This is a genomic window from Natrialba swarupiae, assembly GCF_008245225.1.
Lineage (GTDB): Archaea > Halobacteriota > Halobacteria > Halobacteriales > Natrialbaceae > Natrarchaeobius > Natrarchaeobius swarupiae.
This window is the reverse complement of the sequence record NZ_VTAW01000014.1, coordinates 16,719-35,092: the sequence shown is the minus strand read 5'-3', so window position 1 is coordinate 35,092 and position 18,374 is coordinate 16,719. Positions and strand designations below refer to the sequence as shown.

Annotated in this window: 9 protein-coding genes; 3 read left to right on the top strand and 6 right to left on the bottom strand. The window is 52.0% G+C overall.

Translation table 11 applies throughout. The annotated features are described in order from the left end of the window. Positions 1–43 precede the first annotated feature (43 nt). Positions 44–2,446, top strand: a complete 2,403-nt coding sequence (locus FYC77_RS11905) for a helix-hairpin-helix domain-containing protein (RefSeq protein ID WP_162354514.1) — start codon at positions 44–46, stop codon at positions 2,444–2,446. Between the two features lie 313 nt (positions 2,447–2,759). Here FYC77_RS11905 and FYC77_RS20470 read toward each other — a convergent pair whose 3' ends face one another. Next, positions 2,760–2,828 carry a transposase gene (locus FYC77_RS20470; protein WP_238386931.1) on the bottom strand — a complete coding sequence of 23 codons (69 nt, stop codon included), beginning with the start codon at positions 2,826–2,828 and terminating at the stop codon, positions 2,760–2,762. Positions 2,829–3,085: 257 nt separating this feature from the next. Between FYC77_RS20470 and FYC77_RS11895 the strand changes: the two genes are divergently transcribed. After that, positions 3,086–7,774: a bifunctional RecB family nuclease/DEAD/DEAH box helicase gene (locus FYC77_RS11895; protein WP_149081716.1), complete on the top strand. Its 4,689-nt coding sequence runs from the start codon at positions 3,086–3,088 to the stop codon at positions 7,772–7,774. Positions 7,775–8,246: 472 nt separating this feature from the next. On the opposite strand, the gene FYC77_RS11890 is transcribed toward FYC77_RS11895, so the two are convergent. Further along, positions 8,247–9,578: a restriction endonuclease gene (locus FYC77_RS11890; protein WP_149081715.1), complete on the bottom strand. Its 1,332-nt coding sequence runs from the start codon at positions 9,576–9,578 to the stop codon at positions 8,247–8,249. Positions 9,579–10,005: 427 nt separating this feature from the next. Beyond that, the gene (locus FYC77_RS11885; protein ID WP_238386921.1) at positions 10,006–11,349 is read right to left on the bottom strand and encodes an SPL family radical SAM protein; all 1,344 of its coding nucleotides are present in this window, start codon (positions 11,347–11,349) and stop codon (positions 10,006–10,008) included. Positions 11,350–11,491: 142 nt separating this feature from the next. On the opposite strand from FYC77_RS11885, the gene FYC77_RS11880 reads away from it, so the two are divergent. After that, positions 11,492–12,541 (top strand): SPL family radical SAM protein, encoded by a 1,050-nt coding sequence (locus FYC77_RS11880; protein ID WP_149081714.1) that lies wholly within the window; start codon positions 11,492–11,494, stop codon positions 12,539–12,541. A gap of 3 nt (positions 12,542–12,544) precedes the next feature. On the opposite strand, the gene tcmP is transcribed toward FYC77_RS11880, so the two are convergent. From tcmP to FYC77_RS11865, 3 genes are all read right to left on the bottom strand, one after another. Next, entirely contained in the window at positions 12,545–13,414 is an 870-nt protein-coding gene (tcmP, locus tag FYC77_RS11875; RefSeq protein WP_162354513.1) for a three-Cys-motif partner protein TcmP, read from the bottom strand. 140 nt (positions 13,415–13,554) lie between these two features. Further along, positions 13,555–14,250, bottom strand: coding sequence for a hypothetical protein (locus tag FYC77_RS11870; protein WP_149081712.1), 696 nt, complete (start codon positions 14,248–14,250; stop codon positions 13,555–13,557). Positions 14,251–14,601: 351 nt separating this feature from the next. Next, entirely contained in the window at positions 14,602–18,330 is a 3,729-nt protein-coding gene (locus FYC77_RS11865; RefSeq protein ID WP_149081711.1) for an Eco57I restriction-modification methylase domain-containing protein, read from the bottom strand. Positions 18,331–18,374: the final 44 nt, after the last annotated feature.

The window sequence follows — 18,374 nt, the reverse complement described above, 5'->3', positions numbered from 1 at the left end:
CGGTACCAGACCAAGAGATACTGATTCACAGACGTCGGACACCTTGCTGGACGACATACCAGGAATCGGAGAGACTCGAGCCGAAGCGCTGCGAACGGCTGGATATGACGGCGCTGCTGACGTCGCGGCGGCTTCCGCCTGTCAGCTCCGTCAAACGCCGAAAATCAGTGAGACGGTGGCGCGGTGTATTCAGGCTACGGCTCGAGAACAATGTGGGTGGGAGGACACTTTCATCTCTGAAATCGCCGAGTCCGTGGACGCAGACCGGACCGAGGTAGCGGATGCTTATGCTGACCTTGCTGCAGCGCTGGTTCCACCTGAATCGGCAGAAAAAACCCTCGAACTCCATTTCCGTGCGGATGTCGATAGATCCGTGGTCCAACTCGACGAGTACGCAATACGGTACCGCCACTACCTGTTGCAGGCTGGTTTCGACCGAATCGGTGACGTAGCTCAGGCTTCCGTCGATGAACTGACCGAAGCTCGGTATATCGGTGATGAACTCGCGCAGAGTCTCAAGGAGACTGCTCAAGAGAAACTTGATAGGCTGCCGGAAACGCGGGAGAGTTCTTCCGACCCAGCGGCGGATTCGACCCGAGGTGGATCTGGTCAACCCACCACTAACCGAGCTTCTGTGGCTTCTGGCTCAACGGAGACTGATAACGGTGATGAAACAGCGGGTATCGTAGGTGATCAAGACGGTGAATCTGGCAGGATCACTAGAGCCGACGAGACGAGCGATGACAGTGATCTACCTGACGGCGGGAAGGGGAATCTCCTCGAGAGCAAGCGATTTCCACAGGAGATGGTTGATCGGGATCAGTGGCTCCTCTGGAAGCAGACGGACGACGGTCGGAAGATCCCGCGTGCGCCGTGGGAGACCGGGGACGCACTCCGGTACGTTGACGCGATGAATCCGATGAACTGGACGTCCTTCCAAGAGGCGGTACGTTGGCAGTCGAAGCTTCCCCACGACCTCCATCTGGCGTACGCGATTACCCGCGACGACGATGTCGTGTTCCTGGATCTTGATGATGTCGTGGTCAACGGTGATCTAAGTCGCGCTGCACGAGATCTGGTCGACGAAGCCGATTCGTACGCTGCAATCTCAACCTCGGGGACCGGTGTGCACGTCTTTGCCAGCGGTCGTCTTTCAGAAGACGTTAAGTCACTTACCGGATCTCTCGACGAAACCGGTGACCAGACACTGGAGGTTTACGATCGAAACCGATTCGTTGCGATGACCGGTGATCATCTCGAGGGGTCCCCGACGCAGTTGACGAACGCCGAGTCGTTGCTGACACGACTGGAAGATGAGTTCGCGTCGATCAGTAGTGAGACGCCCGATCGAGCGACTGGAGGGCCTGAGCGCGGGCGTGAAGAACTCCGCGAACTGGAGACGACGAACGATATTCAAGACGTGTTCGACGCAATCAATCAGGTCCGCCCGTCCGACATCAAGATGCGAAGTACGCAGACTCGGGAACACGGAGATGGGACCTACTCGTATGATCCGTCATGGGTTCACAGCGAGTCCGGCACACGGCTCGGTGTCCTTGATGACATCTGGATCTATCGAAAGGGTATGATCGCTCTCAATGCACTTCAGGTCGTCGCGCTGGAGGAGGGCATCATTTTGGACGAGCAGGAGTATCCCCAAGGAGAAGCATTCTGGGAGGCTGTCGAGGCACTCCGTGACCGGGGTGCACATATACCCAAATTCGAACCCCACGACGAGCCAGCGGTTAAGTCGGAGCCGGCGGACGGGACGGACGAAATCGACGAGTCTGAGATAGCGAAGCGAATCAACTACGGCGACACTGTGAGAACGTACGTCCATCCGCGGGATCGGGACTATCAGGAACAGTTAGCCCTGGAGTTGACACCGATTCTCGTCGAAGCTGCGACGTCGCTGCATCTAACTCCGACTGTAACCTACCGTGCAGCCGAGTTGTACGCAAAGGGGCATGCGGCGGGGGTCGTCCCTGGTGCAGCTCATGAGTGTTCGCTCGGTGCAGCAATCCGAATCGCTTCGATCGAAACTGGAACCCCGCGACCGCTCGCGGACATCGCCGAGGTGCTCGACGAGCGCCCGAAATCCATTCGACAGAAATTCCACCGACTGATTCAGGAAACGACTGTTTCGGATACCCTTGATGCATCTGATCTCGTTGTCGATCCACCGGAGTACGTCCCCTATCTGGCTCGCCAGTTAGGTCGGGAAGATGACGCCAAACTCCGTGAACAGGTTCGTGAACTACTCGACGAAACCCCGCTAGACGGCGGATCGAATCCAATGTCGGAAGTCGCGGCTGCGTTCTATGTGGCGATGACGGAGTCACCTGATCATTCGGTAACGCAGGACCAGATTGCCGATGCAGCGGGACTCACTGCGGTCACAATTCGGAACAACTACAGGAAGTTCGCAGAGGCACCCTCTAGTTAGTGCGATGTCAGCTACCAACGGCTAAGGCGTTGGCTTGTCGGTGGACTCTCATTTTTCCGACACGTAGGCGTCGGACATCACTCCAGTAGCGTTTACGATCTTCGTCCCCGACTTCAGGGCGAACTGACAGAACGCCCCCCAGCGGGGGACTTTTGCCCTCGCTGGAGTTTGAATGCGAGTTTCCAGGCAACGTTTTTCGCCGTCGCAAGCGCTTCGCGTTTGCTGCCCGTCAGACTACTCTGACGACCGCGTTGTAGTCGGCGTTTGCCGAGTACGAGCAGTCAAAACACTGGAACTGTTGTCCATCTCTGTTTTATTCGAGCATAACGCCACACTTCGAGCATTGTTGGCTAGTGTAGGATGCTTCGACTGTTTCGACCACGCTGCCAGCCAGTTCCGCCTTGCATTCGGTCTGTTCTTACAGTTCGCGGAACGCCCACTGCTGGAACTTCTTGTCGTCGCTGATACGTGCTCGAATCTGCTCCAGGTCCTCGAAGGCGATGTACGTACAGCCGTGGCGCTTGGCTTCGGCAACGATTTCTTTGGAATACCGATGAAGGCAGTGGCCGGAGGTCGGTGTAAGGTTGAATCATACTGATAAAAACAGAATTATATACAGAGATACACTAATTTGGTCAGATGTCAACAGGCTCTGATACACTCTCGGCGGGCATAGATCCACAAACGTGCCCCCAAGACAAGCTCCCAACTCCATCAGACAGTCTCGACCCATCAGCTCTCAACGAGTATATTTCCTTTCAGGGTTGTAACCGCTATTTCGCGTTTAGGTCGACCGATCAGAACGCTTCCACCACACATGACGGCGAAGAGTATCGGGAGGCATTTGAGCCACTGAACCCGCTGTTGCAAAAAGCAGGCGAAGATTTCGAGACTCTTGTCGAAGATCAGCTCGAGCCATATCTGGCAACACCACTGATCGACTGCAAAGACCGGTCACGTGATGCTATCGTCGAGTCACTTGAGGAAAACATCCAAGAAGCAGTCTCAGCCACCCCAAAACCCAGTTATGGGGATCCAATAGCGTTCTCTCAACTTCGCCTCAAAGGGGTCATTGGTGTCTGGACAGTCGTCGGAGACGCAGACATTACCCTCCTCTGGCCAACACAAACCGGCTGTCACGTTGGGCTGTACGATATTAAAGCAGCAAAAGAAGAGAAAACGGCACATCAGATTCAAACAGCTACCTATTCGATCCTTTTCGATCAGCTTCTTTCAAGCGAACTTGCCGATCTAGCATCAGAGATCGAATCAATTTCTACCGGTGTTATCACCAGAAACACGTCTCTCGAGGAGATTACGCCAGTCGCTCTCCCATCCTTCCCTCGATCATCCCGCGAAACAGATGTAAGGAGATTATGCCAACGTGGAGGGAGTCTTCACCGGACTTACTACACCGATTTCGAGGATGTCGATCACACTCTCGATTCTAGGTGTATTAGCTGCCCCTACAGCGAGGCATGCTATACAGATGCAGTCGAAGAACAGGATATCCGATTGCTGGGAATCCCACCTGCCCAACAGCAAGTCTTCCGCTCACACGGAATCGAAACAGTCGGGGATGTTGCAGACCTCGCCTATCCGCCAGATAAACGGGATATGACCCACCATCACAGTGTCAAGCCGAAGGACAAGCATCTCTGGAAGACGCTTCTGCTCGAGACGAATCTTACCGGGGGCCTATCCAAACTCGTTGAGCGAGCCCAGATCCTCGGTGGGGAACTCAACTGTAACTCAACCGCTGTCGACACCTCGAAATACGCTCAAGAACTCGTCTCGACGGGGTATACGCCCCTCCCCGATGACGACCCCTACGATGATTCGTCGATCGCCTACCCGTCAGGAACACTCATCCGATGTTACCTGACCGTCCAACAAGACCACCTTCGAGACCGGCTGATGGCACTCGGTGGCCGTGTTACAGCAACCAGTTCAGAGGTAGAATCCGAACGATTCGGGCACGTAGCCGACGATGCACCCGAAGATTCAGAAGACTCAGCCAGGGTAGAAAAGAAGCTTCTGAAGAACGTACTTACCACCCTTCGGAAGTCGGTCGAAAGCGTTGAAGACGGTATCCATTCGACAGACACTCCACCTGTCCATTTCTACGTGTACTCGAGTTCCGAGTACGAGGCACTTGTCGAACTGCTCGAGCGTCACTCCGATCTCGAGGAGGCACAGCGCTTCCGGTCCCTGTTGAATCTCAGAGACAGCATCGACCAGTCGATGGTCTCTGTCGTCGAGCCGGTCGTGACCAACCACTACGGGATGAAAACGCCCTCATCGTCCTTACTCCATACCCTCGAACAACTTTCATCCGGATACGACTACTCGAAACCCCGGACAGACTGGACGTACACACCAGAGCCTACTGGACCAGATGATTGGGCCGATGGCCAGACCGACGTAAATCTAAAAAAGGTATTCGGACGTCGGTTTTTCTACAAGGACGTTCCGTACACCGAGACGCAATCCGGTATCGAAATCCACCCTGACGAGACGTATAGTTCGAGCGAACACGACGGGACGTACTCAACGCGACTCCGATCCGGGTCTGCAATCCCGCTTGGATTCCTGTGGGCAGCTGTCGGTCGAATCGACGACCACTGGGCAGACAGTTTCGATGGGAACGAAGCCCTTGCCGAGTCCATCCTCGACGAAATCCAGTATCACGATGCAAATCTGAAAGAACGCGAGATCGAACCCAGAGATATCGAAGCCCTCTGTAGACATCTTGCTGACGCTCTCGAGCATGTCGAACGCGGTATCGACAAGAAAAGCTACTACGTGGAAAAGCAGCCGTTTACAGTCTCTCCATCAGAATTCCTCTCTCCAGATGGTCCAGTTCTCGAATTTAGCACGCAAGATCACAAAACCGAGCAATCGCGCCCCAACGCTCCGAAGGAAACAGTGGCTAAACCTGCTACCGCTGATCCAAAGGAAGACGTAGAAGACTCCCTCCCGCTCGCCAAAGGCTGTATCGATTACCTGTTACTCGAGCAAGAAGCCGCAGCTGATGATCAAGACGGTCTTCTGCACCAACCACCAGAAGAACGTATCCTCTCTGGCCGAACCATCCCGATCATCGTCGCAGAGGCAGAGGTTGACGATGAGGACCCAGAACTGCTCCACGTCACGGGCAAACTAATGTACGAGTATCAGGGCCTATTTGACGATGACGGGGAGGAAGTTAAGCAGCGCTGCCGGAAGAAAGGAGAACGTGGCACCACAGGCGGGGATTGGGTGGTCGCTACTCCCTACTTCCCACGAAAGTCGAAACAACCTCGGACAAGGCCACGGGACATCCGAAAGTCCCCGCAGGCAACGATCATCGACCTAGATCTCGAGAACGATCAAGTGGAACTTGAGTTCAAGAACTTCTATTCGGGCAGCTCGTTCGAGGTGTTCAACCACGACTGGACGACCGACGAAACCGAAGCCGAGGCCTCAGACAGCAAGGTTCTCGTTAAACGTGGACAATGCTTCCTTCTCGATCCGCGAGCAGGTGGCGTAACAGTCGATCGCTGCCTGAAAGCCCTCGAACACGCAGATAAGAACAACCTTCACGACGTCATTGAAGCGATCCGGTTTGAAACTGATCCAGCGCCGGAGACGACAACTCTCCCTGCAGAGCCGGATATGGAATCCGCTTTCGAATGGTTGGAAGTAGAATATGGCCCTGAGACACTCCCGAGTAATGAGCAGGCTGTGTTCGTCGAGGGGACAACTAATCAGTTCCAGTTGCTCCAGGGGCCACCGGGGACTGGGAAAACCGGTGGAGCGGAGGGGCCAGCGATCGCAACGCGAGCAATCGCTGCTTCCCACGGCGGTACTCCACTGACTACATTAGTTGTCGGTCCGTCGAACAAGTCGATCGACGAGGTCCTCGAGGCAACAGCGGAAGTGATCGACGAGTATCGCTCGACTGTAACGTCCGACGACGATATCGAACTCGTCCGACTCTCGAGCGACGAACCACCAGTTGACGAGCAGCCACCAGGAGTGACGTACCTCAACTACTCTGACCCAGAGGATAAAGATAAACTCAATACACTCGCAAATCGGCTTGGTCTCCGTGCCGGATCGGCTGGCCAGACGAGCCTCACAAACTTTGGAGCCGCCGAGACAGAGTCTATGACCGGTGGTTCTCAAGCCGGCCAGACAATCGTCTTCGCGACTCCAACACGATCGTGGGGACTCGCCAAGAAGCTCTTGGACACGACCGACGCCGACAAAATCGCTTCGCTCGACCTATGGGACGTTCTAGCCATCGACGAAGCGTCGATGCTTACTGTCCCCCGGTTCCTCTTATCGGGAACGAACCTCAAAGCAGGAGGGCAAGTCCTCGTCGCCGGGGACCACCGACAAATGCCGCCAGTCCAGCAAGCTGACTGGGAAAATGAAACTCGAGAGACGGTCCACGTGACCGGGGCGTACGTCTCGGCGCTCGATTACCTTCGATTCCTCGCGGGCGACGACAACGTGGCTGGTGGCGACCTCAAACAAACCGTCGACGTCGACGTCGACCGAACTGACACTGGGATCGGAATTACTCGACTTTCCGATGGCCGGCGCTGTCCCGACGAAATCACAGACCTACTCCAAGCACACGTCTATGAACTCGACAACATCGACTACCAATCCGTTGCTGATCGTGACCCGATCACACCCGTTCAGACGGCAGCAGAACCAGCACGGTTAGCAATCGCTGGTGACCCCGGAATTACGCTCATCGTCTACGATGACGATCAATCACAGCAGGTCAACCCTGCGGAAATCACGATCATCGATAGCATCCTCGAGGCTGTCCCGAATGGGAAATCTACAGGAGTCGTTGCCCCGCATAACGCCCAGCGAGGGGCTGTTGAGACTGCTGTTACTCCTTCGGAATCGGAAGCGTCCAATGCCGATGGAGACGACTTGTTCACTGCAGATACCGTTGAACGGTACCAGGGTGACGAACGGGACGTGATTATCCTGTCAGCTACCGTTTCTGATCCCGACTACATCAACGTCGAAGACAAATTTTTGCTCTCACTGAATCGGGCGAACGTCGCGATGTCTCGAGCGCGTGAAAAATTGGTTGTCGTCGTCGCTCAGTCTGTTATTGAACACATCCCCTCCGATCCCGATGTGTACGATGAAGCAACGCTTTGGAAAGGGATCTCGGAGTATACTGGCCATGCTAGTAGTGATACGTCACCCATCTGGGAGGGCAACCTCTCGCAATTTAATTCTACACTTCCTATTGATAATCTCGACTCCGTTCTCGTTTCGTTATACAGTAACTCAACACCAACCAGAGAGTAGTTGACATAATTCACTGAAATATATAATCTGACACAATTGTTGAGATATCCATAAATGGGTCTGATTCAGTGAACCGATCTCGCTTTTCAGAAACTGAGATACATAACTATCCGCACAGAGCGTTTCTACTGATTCCAACGAAATAGCAAATTCTCGCTAGGATTAGCGCGACGATGAGGATCGTTATAGACTAAGTGTGACTTCAAAAATTAAAGGTTTTGACTCCTCCGTTGAGACATTAGACGAACTTCTTGATCGCGGCCAGCCCGAGAATCCCTATCCGTATATCGACGGCTGATGTTTCCTGTAAAGCATCAGCACGAGGTCCCAGGGGAAAAGCGGAATAAGTCCAAATATCATCTCTCGTCGGCCAGATTGGTCGTATTGCCATGACAATTGTCAGTGACCGGTGCAATCTGGATAACGGTTTAGCGGGGACGCCACGAGTGGAATTGATCAGGAGGCCTCCACCCTATACTTCTTCTTCTGGAGGTTGTACGACCTCACCGATCGAGCGGACGAGTTGGACTGCATTCTCATAACTCGTTACAATCCGATATCCCTCCTCGGTCTGTTCGACGACGCCGATGCTTGGATGCCCTAGGAGTTGGAGCGCATTCTTGACATCCCGTTCACTGGGAACGTCATCCGAGTCTTGCATCCCCACGACGATCCACCGGACATCGGCTGCGGTCTCAACCACACCGTCAGCCCGTTCGAGAGCTCGAATGACCGCCAAAAGTGTCTCTCCGGCCTTGACCCGATCCTGGATGTTCTCATCGAGAAGATCGAGCCGGTCGTCCTGGAAGGATCCTGGCCGGGTAAGTAGCTCGAGGGTCTGCTCAGGTGGGATCGCATACTGCTCTCTGCGCTCCAGTAGCTCGATCAGGTCGTCGACGGCGATTGTCGTCAACTCGTTTGTCGTCGCATTCTCGATTACCTTCGGGGTGAACCCGGGTGCGACGACGATCGCGTGGTCAGCCCCACGCTGACGTCGGTGTTTATCGATGTTGGTAGCTTCGAGCGAATTGAGCTTTCCACTGCCTCGAGTTTTAGCCTCGACGACGATATGACGTGGCGCTTCGATCTCGACATCGGTGTCACCGCCGCCTTCGATCCAGTTGGTCGTACACCCCAGTCGAGTGAACGCCTTCGCGACGAGTTTTTCGAATTCATCGGGATCGTCCCCATTGGTACTGGCCGTCTCGAGGCGGCTGGCAAGATCGGTCGTCTGTTCATCGTCCGTGTCATCGACATGGTGGACTTTCTCACCGGCTTCTGTGAGTTCGGCCAGTGCCGTCTCAACAGACTCATACTCGTCTTTGAGTCGATCGAGTCGGTTGTCGGAGACCCTCGTGAATCCCTGCGGACGATAGGTTTCGTCGTAGCCGATGAGTTCGTTGAACTCCTCGATGTCGACCTCGATCTCCTCGATATCGGTGAGGAACGTGAGGTACTTCCACGGCTTGTCTGCATCCCACCGATCATGATCGACGCCATCCTTCCAGAGGTGCGCAGCTAATTCGTGGTTCTCACTCAGGCGGAGGACACGGCCACGAGAGACGAATTTTCCCTTGCGGTACACAAATCCGATGTCACCCGGCTCGACGTTTTGCCACTTCCCTGCAACAGAGCTCCCCCAGAGATGTGCTCGTCCGTCTTCCGACGTCGCCCTGAGGTCCTCGAGTTCCTCATCGGATAGGTGCGATTCGAGGTCCTCGAGAGGGTGTCCCTGCTTGAGTGAGCGCTTGTAGTCATCATAGGCATCTTGGCGGCTAGCAGGAAAAATCACGATCCCAGTCATTTTCACGTATGCTACGATTTCCAGTAGAGGGACAAATACCTAGTTGAGTTCTATTATCTCGACAGCTAACATCAATTAAATGAGGGGGATATATGGTGACATATAAATTAATCAGTCAAAATACGTGGGATTCTGGCCGGGTGTCCATGTCTAAGCTTTCTCTGAGCAGGTTGGCGAGTCGCATTGAACACTTCTCGCCACCACCTGCTCTTTCCTCAAACTCTCATCTAGACAGTGCCGGTCCCAACTACATATTGGATTTGACTATATTCTGGAGACAGTCAGCGAAGGTGGTCCTATCACTCTCCTATTCGGCGGGTGGCGGGAACGAGTCCGGCGTAAAGAGTTGAGTCACGACAATTATGCCACAAAGTAGCTGTTTGAGTGGGGCTGGCAATAGTGAACTGTTCCCAGCAGGTCTTCGAGACTATATCAGCTGTTGGAACGTCTTGTGATCCTCTGCGAGTTCAGACTGCGCTGCAGAAGTGTCTGGCTTTGTTGGTCCGAACGACTCCGGTGAAACGGCTTGTTGCATCGCCTCGAGTTGTGATCGGAGTTGACCACTCGTCGATCGAATGAGTTCATCGTCGGGCCATGAGTGGACCTGCAGCCCGTCGAATCGCGTTGCCACCTGCTGGACCGTGTTGAGCTGTTCAAGTGCGTATTCGACCCAGTACTGCCGGTCGTCACGCATCCGTCGAAGTTCCTTTGCAACATCTTCGTAGCCAGCGTCGGATGCTACCTCGAGACACTGCTGGAAGTTCTTCCCTCGTGGGTTGATTGGCTCGTGGAAAACAACGATCTCGCCCAACGCTCGGAAGTAACTCAGTAGCTCGTGGAAGTCATCTTCGTCCATCGTCGGATATGTGGGGGACATCGAAGCGAAGACCGGCACACCGGCTTGCTGAAGCCGATCGAGTGCTTCCCACCGTTTTATCGGCGGCGGTGCGTTCGGCTCGATCGCGTTGACCAGTGGGGCTTCGAACGAGGGGATCGACGAACCCACTGTGAGACGGTCGCCGGCTGCCTGGAAGAGATCGATATCACGAACGACCGCCGGGCTGCGTGTCAGGATTCGGACTGGGATATCGTGGGTGATAAGTTCGGTAACCGCTCCGCGAGTGATCTGGGCGGTGCGACGGTCTTGGTAGCAGTCGGTTCCGCTCGAGAGCATAACGACACCCCGACCGCGGTCGGTTTGTTTTCGATCGCTTGAGTCACGATCTTCGAGGATACGGGCGAGTCGCTCCGGGAGGTCGTCGCGGTATAGCAGGTAACTACCCCAGTCACCTTGTGGGTCGTCGACGTCCGCTTGATCGGCGAGCATCTTGTGTCGGTTGCCAATCGCCGGTGTAGTTGGGACGTAGCAGAACTCACAGCCGTGCCGGCAGCCGGTCGCGACGTTGATCACGTGGTCACAGAGGCTCTTGGTGTGGAGGTAGGATTCACTCAGAACTGTCTTCGTCGGATCGGTATTGACGCGGAGGCCGTGCTGGTCGGTGTGATCAGTACCCATTGCACACTCCCAGCAGTGGAGATCGCCTGCTGGTGTAGCAGCGAATCGGTCGTTGATTTCGGTGTTGCAGTTCGTACAGAGTAGGCCTGCTTGCCACAGATCTAACCGATCGGTCGGGTCACCATGCTGCCGTTCGATTTCTCGGAGCTCGTCGAGAGTGGGCTGGCTGTCGAACGTCTCGATCGCCTCATCGTTGTGTGAGACGGCATAGGTGCGTTCGAACCAGCTGTCGCCAGTCTCCCAGCTGAACTCCATGGCAATCGCCTCTTGGCTGTTCTTCTTGCTGGATCTCAAAAGAGATGAGCCACGTATGGTGAAAGTGAAAGTGGAGCTAGTAGTTGGTGAGTAGGGGGCAACAATTTTGTACGTCAAGCAAAGTAAACAAGATAAGATAACTATGTCTGGTGGTCACGACGAGGTCCGGACGGGAGAAGACCCGACAAAAGCGATCCTCAGTGAATCGGGCCTCAACAGCAAGCATCTCTGTGACTACGTTGTCAATGTGGCAACTGGGTGTCGGCATGGGTGTAAGTTCTGCTACGTGCCGTCGACGCCGAATATTCGGACGCGGCCAGATATGCTCAAAGAGGAAGTCGATGTCGAGAATGGGCAGAAGGAGTGGGGAAAATATGTCCTCTATCGCGAGGGGCTCGGCGAGCGGTTAGATGACCACCTAGATCGAAAGCGGTCCTGGCGGGAAACAGAGCGTGGTCGGGGTGTCGTCGGAGTTTCCTTCTCTACTGATTGCTACATGGATGGTCGTGCTGGTGAGATTACGCGGAACGTCGTGGCTGCTCTCACGGGCCACGAAAAGTATACACGGGTTCTTACTCGTAACCCAATTCTTGCCCTACAGGATCTTGATGTCTTTGAAGACGCTGGGAAGCACGTCACGATCGGATCCTCGATTCCCTGTATGGATGCCGACCAGGTGGGTGCGATCGAGCCGAGTGCACCGGCCCCCGAGCACCGGCTTCGTGGGCTCGAGAAGTTCAACGAGAACGGCGTCCAGACGTTCGTCAGTATGAGTCCGACCTATCCAACGCAGGACAAGGCCGATCTTCGCAAACAACTGGAGCGCATCGCTGAGTGCGACCCTGCCGTTGTATTCCACGAACCAATCAATCCTCGTGGTGGGAACTTCGAAATGACAGTACAAGCTGCTCGAGATGCAGGGGAAGAGAAGCTAGCGGCAGATCTGGATCTGTTACGAGACCGGGATCGGTGGGCCGAGTATGCGACGAACCACCTTCGATGGGTTCAGAAAATCGGCGAAGAACTGGGATTACCGATACATCTCTGGCCGGATAAACAGTTGATCAAGCATGTTTCTGACGAGGAGCAAGTGTGGCTGCAATCTTGGCGAGATCGCCAATCGCCGGAGAAGTTTGCGGAACGTGAGACGCCAAATTCACGAACTCCACACATCCCGCATGCGAGGTCTTAAAGCCTAAAAGAAGTCGCCTAATCCTGACTGGCCAAACTCATCATGAGCTTTCTCCCAAAGAGTATCTTGGTCCATGATCGATTCCATAGCACTACGGGCACCATCATTTGTGCAGGCGAAAATCAAATCAAACCTACACCGCTTATCATCTGGAGATTCAAGCCCCTTCGTTAGAACAGGCTGAATTTCTTTGTTTTCTTCGAGTTTCTCCTTATATATCTGTACATATTCTTCTCTTGAACCTGCTTCAGGCCAGTCATCGTCACCCATTGTTCGCCTAACTGCCCCATGGGCATGCTCAGCCGCAGCACTTCTCATAACACCCGTTGTCTGATAATTCAACAATATATCTACATTCCCTCTATCAAGTAAGGTGTCAAGGGTGGACCGTTTAGCTGTTAGTCCCTTTGGGTCAATGAAAGTGAACCAATGTGCCCTATTATTGGCATGGTCTGCCAAGAAACTCACTCCTTCGTTAGAATCCATTTGCATAATACGAATGTAAGGATCATCACAGCGAGCAACTAAGAAATCTTCATCAGGTGTGTCTACTGGTCCTACGTCAAAGGTGAGGTCAAATCTCTTAGCTAGTGTTTCATGCAGAGTGTGGAAATGATCTTCATCTAATTCGTATAAGTAGAATTTGTCAAACGATTCTTGATAATCTTCTATCGCCCGAATAGCTGATCCATCGATATCTATCCCCTTTTCATCAATGTGCGTTTTTCCTGTGCCAGAGTGTGTGTCAACATACCATAGACCGCCCCACTCCCAATTAGAATCTAGAATCGTCGTATACACATCTAGATATTCCTCTAATATCACGAGTTTTGCCGCAGTTTTGAGGTCCCCGCCGGAGAAATGGTTTGACATGTTGATATAACTATAGACCATAGTGACATGAATGTTCGGGCTTGGTGACTGATATCCGTATAATAACGAGGTAGTTATTACGTTCTGTATGTTCCTCAAATAGGGGATGGATCTCAGAACGTCCTGCTGAATAGCATAGGCTATCTGGCGCTGTACTCGAGCCCAGCCGGCGATCTGACGACAACCTCGGTTTGGGGTTCGTTTTCGGCCTCCTGAATCACGTGCTTGACCGACTCCTTGTTCGTGGGCAGATCGCGTTCCTGTTGGGCAACCATGAGTACGAACGACCGGCGGAGGTACGGCACCTTCTTCCGGTACTTGCGCAGCTGGGAGAGCAAGCGTTCGCGGCTGTTGTAGTTGCCCGCGAGTTTGACCTCGATGAGGTAGTTGCGATCGTCGTGGGCGTGGCTGACGAGCAGATCGATACTATTGCGGGCGAACGTTGCCTCCTGCGTGATCTCGTACGGCAGGTCCGCGAGTTCGTACTGGAGCTCCTGGTAGCATTCTGAGCTGATCCAGCGTTCCCTGACGGCGCGACCGTCCCTGTAGCCGGCACACGGGGAGATCGTGAGGTCTTCTAAAGTGTGGCGAATGCAGGTCGTGGCTCGTTCGGGGCTGTTGGATTCGAACTCGTTGCGAAGGAACTCGACGAGGTCTTCATACGTGAGGTCCCCCTCGTCAATCGAGCGTTTCAGTGAGTTGCGGAGCCGGTCGACGAAAGCGGTTTTGTTGCCGTCATACTCGGTGACCTGTGGGCAGTGGGTGCGGCGCAGAGAGCGGAGTTCGGCGACCGTGAGTGTCCGGAGGATCTGTTTGAGTGGACCCGCTCGAGGCATCTTTGTTGTGGGTGGTTGTGGTTGGAAAGAGTAGGTGTCGGAATGGGGTGGGCAGTGGGTGTCCCCAAGGGGACAGCGCCAAAAAATTACAGCGCCCCATCCCCACCTTCGCAGATCTCCAGTTGAAGCACACGAAACGGAAGTCCACTTTTGTGAGGGGTTATGAGTGAAGCCGGCAAATTTAGTGCCATGTACCATCCTCAAGGTGATCTGCTGATCGTCTGCGGTCTCTCGTTACTTGCTCGAGAGCACGAAGGATCGGAGAAAGTAGAGTGAGCATTTAATTTCGCAACCGAGATAACGGATCAGCGCGATCTCCAGTTTCAGATGTTATTCGCCAACTCGAGTGAGTTACCACCCTTGATTTATTAACTCATCTTTCTTTTTGATAGGAGTGTTTAAATCATCAAGAACGTTGCTTGCCTCATCTTTGTCAACGTTGTAAAGCTTGAAGACTATAACATTGAGTTTCATCTCTAATTCGTCAATTTGGTTTTCGAGAGTCAAGAGATTTGGATCTGGATCGACATTCGAGTAGTTCGACTGGGCAGCGTCAAGGAACCGCCGTTCTACTTGATCTAAGATGTTTGGTGTTGTTTGTGCGCTATCTCGGCGAATGATCGGGACCTGGGTCTTCTCCAAAATGTCATCAAGTGTGTCGACGTGTTTTCGAGTATCGAACAAGTTGATTCGCATGGATAGAAGGACATGATCGCACAGGTTGCGATCTCTAAACTCGATTGTATATAATTCCTCATCAGTCCTGTCTTCACGACCATAGATTTTGAGTGTTCTATTGTCATCGCCTCCCTTAACAACAAACTTATCGAACTCGGCACTGAGTGCATCCTGTTCTTCGTCAGGATAGAATCCCACATCGCTTGTCCATGCTAAATCGAAGTTCCCCTGCTGGATAAACTCTTTATCCTGTTCAAGAATCTCTGCTAACGATCGATTGGTGTCACTGAGGTTTTCGGCTTGTTTTGTCCAAATAGTGGTTAATCGCTCACGATGATGTTTTCGGTCCATGAGTCGACCGACAATATCTAAGACGGTACGGATGTCCTCATCTTCGACAGTCTCTGGGGAAGGAACCGGAATTAATTGCAGCTGGGGCGCTTGGAACTGGAAGTCCCCATCACTCATACGGAGTGCGCCGAATAGACCAGTATACAAGAAATTCGAGATATAACTATTCAGAAGCCCAGCATAATATGTTATCTCTTCATTACTGTTGTAGAAGAAGTTCGTATCCACTGAGGCATAATTCCCATCAACATCTGGGAATGCCTCAATTTGGTCTGATACCTTCGCAAAGACGAGTTTGGGACTGTTGTACTGGTCCCGTCGAAGATCTGTAATAATCTCATGATTCGTATCTAATACTGGCTGTTCGTAATCCTGGCCACGGTGGCGTACCTCCTCAAACTCCCACGTGGAGACGAAAGGATCGACTCCACCAGTCTTAATGAACTTCTTTTTATTCTCGTTTGGTTCATCTTCACTAAGAGCGATAGTGAACTCTTCTGACTCGCTCGTAGTGCTTGACGCCTGTACAGTCCCTTCAGATCGAAGTTGTTCACACCCTTCAAAAATGTTCCAAAATAGTGATGTATCTCGTAACAAGAGGAAACTCCAAATATTCTCATCAAGCTTATCTAACGTACCATGATCGTGGATAAAGTTATACTCCTCATCCCCAAGCAGTTCCTGACTTGGTGGTTTGTTGAGGGTAACAGTCGCCTCAGACCCAAGAGCATTTTTCTCGTAATGAGGAATAACTGGGTATACACTTGGGTCTTCAAAAACATCGAGCTGGGATACATCCGTGATTTTTCGAAGATAGTTGTCCTCCTCCACGATGAAATCTCTGAAAGCCTCCGCATAGGGGATCGCCAAATGCTTATTCGGTACAATAAATGAGACACTTCCTCCCTCAACTGCGAGATTCAGACCCTGTTCGATAAAGGGTAAATATAGATCGAAGGCACGATCAGCAGAGTTGAATGCCCACCTCCAGAAGTCGTCTTCGGGATCGGAAAAGTATCGTCCTCGGTTGATCGCGTTCACATAGGGGGGGTTTCCGACTACACAATTGAATCCGGGGGATTCCGAAGGCGTTCCATCGTCATCGATGTAGGCGTGAAAAAACCCGAGTGGCCAATGGAAGGGGATTGTCTCATCAGCTACGTTAGAATCTAGATCAGAGTTTGACTCTGTGAAGTCTTCAAACGTACGGTCGAGGTCTTTTCTTAGATCATTTTGCAGATTAACTAATTCTGTCGCGGCATTCTCACGCATATGGTCGTCGATATAATGTTCGCGCAGATCAGACAATTCCTGGAGCTTATCATTGTGCTCATTCACCAACTCGTAACTGGCTTTATCAAACGGTAACCCAATCAGCGAATCGCCGTGCTGGAGGTTAATCTCCATATTGGGGAGTACATAGCCACCCCCATCCGGAATCTGATCATAACGGAAGTCATCTGAGAGCATCTTAATACTCTCCAACCAGATATTCACCTTTGCAACGGACAGTGCGTCTGCATCTTTATCAACGCCGTAAATATGACGAAGTAGAACCTTTGAAATCAGGTCCCGTTCGCTATCATAATTGAGAATACGGTACAGTTCGTTTATTGCTTCGGCGTTCGTCCGTTGTTCATCGGTAATCTCTAAAGTCCCTTCAAACTGAAGGTACTCTTGATTATCAAGAATCTCGATAATCTCCTGGTAGCACTCCCATATGGCGTCAACCGCTTTGATCAGGAATGAGCCGGAACCACACGAAGGGTCCACAACCTTAAAATCAATAAATTCATTAAGTGCATTTTTTGCTCGGTCAAAGTCCTCCTCTTCGATCGCAGATCGGAACTCGTCAACATGTTCATCAATATGCTTGCCAACCACTTCTTCAACCATATATTGGGTAACGTGCTTTCGGGTGTAGTAGATACCCTCCTCCTCACGACGTTCTGCGAGATACCGCTCATAGGCACGTCCAAAGATGTCTTCGTCTATTTGCCGGTATGGGAAATTCGTGATCCCCCTGTAACCAATTGCACTTTTTTGCCACTTTTCAAGGCCAAGGACACGTGGTAGCCGTCGATAAAGTTCTTCAATGTTCTCATCACTTTGCTCGAGGTAATCGTTTAACAGATTTTCCTCGAAAAGTTCTGTATCATAATACGCATAAAACCACTGGTTAACTTCGTTGAGAAATTCTTCCAATACTCGATTCTTACCGATACTTTCCCAATCTCGTTTCTTCTGCTTCCATCGTTTCTCAATCCAATTGAAGTCGATTAAAAAGTGATCGTCCAATGTTTGTATAAATATGAATTTATTTATGAATTTAATCACTCCTTCTGTCTGTTCACGTTCATTACACCAGTCTTGGAATTCCAGTGATTGGAGTTCATTTGTCCAGGAGTCCAAACTATCGAAGAAGTCCTCGCCCAATTGACCTCGTTCTGCTTGATGCTGAACTCGCTCAAGGTATTCGCGGAAATTTCCAACTTGACCTAGTCCTTCATATACCTCCTCAAGTTCATATGGCTCATCTGTAATCGGACCACCCTTACGCTGTTTACTGAAAAAATACCACTTATTCAGGTCAGTGAAAATAAGATATTCGTTGTCCGTCCTATAACGTTTTATCTGCTCCTCGTGATCTTTCCAATCGAGATCGACCTTATCAATTTCCTCAGTGGACCCTTCCCGTCGGTTGGCTTTGAATGGCGGTTTGATTTCTAGTAAAATTGGCATTCCATCTGCTTCAAGTTTGTAGTCAACAATACCTCGGTCGGCATCAATAGTAATCTCCGGACTCATCCGGCCAAACAGAGATCGACCGAGGATCGAGGCACTATTGACCAGTTTGTCCTTGAGAGCTGATTCAGGCTGTGCAGGAGGATCTTGCCTCAAATCATCCAAGTACTCGAAGACCAATTGATGTTCTACTAAGTCATCAACTTCGTCTAATTCGATAGAGTCTCTTTGAAATACGGTGTATAGATCTTCAACTACCTGCTCGAGTTCTTCATGATCGTCGGACGAAAGATCTCGAATAGACATAGAGGATAACAGTAACAAGATAGTAATAATCCTTATGACTGACT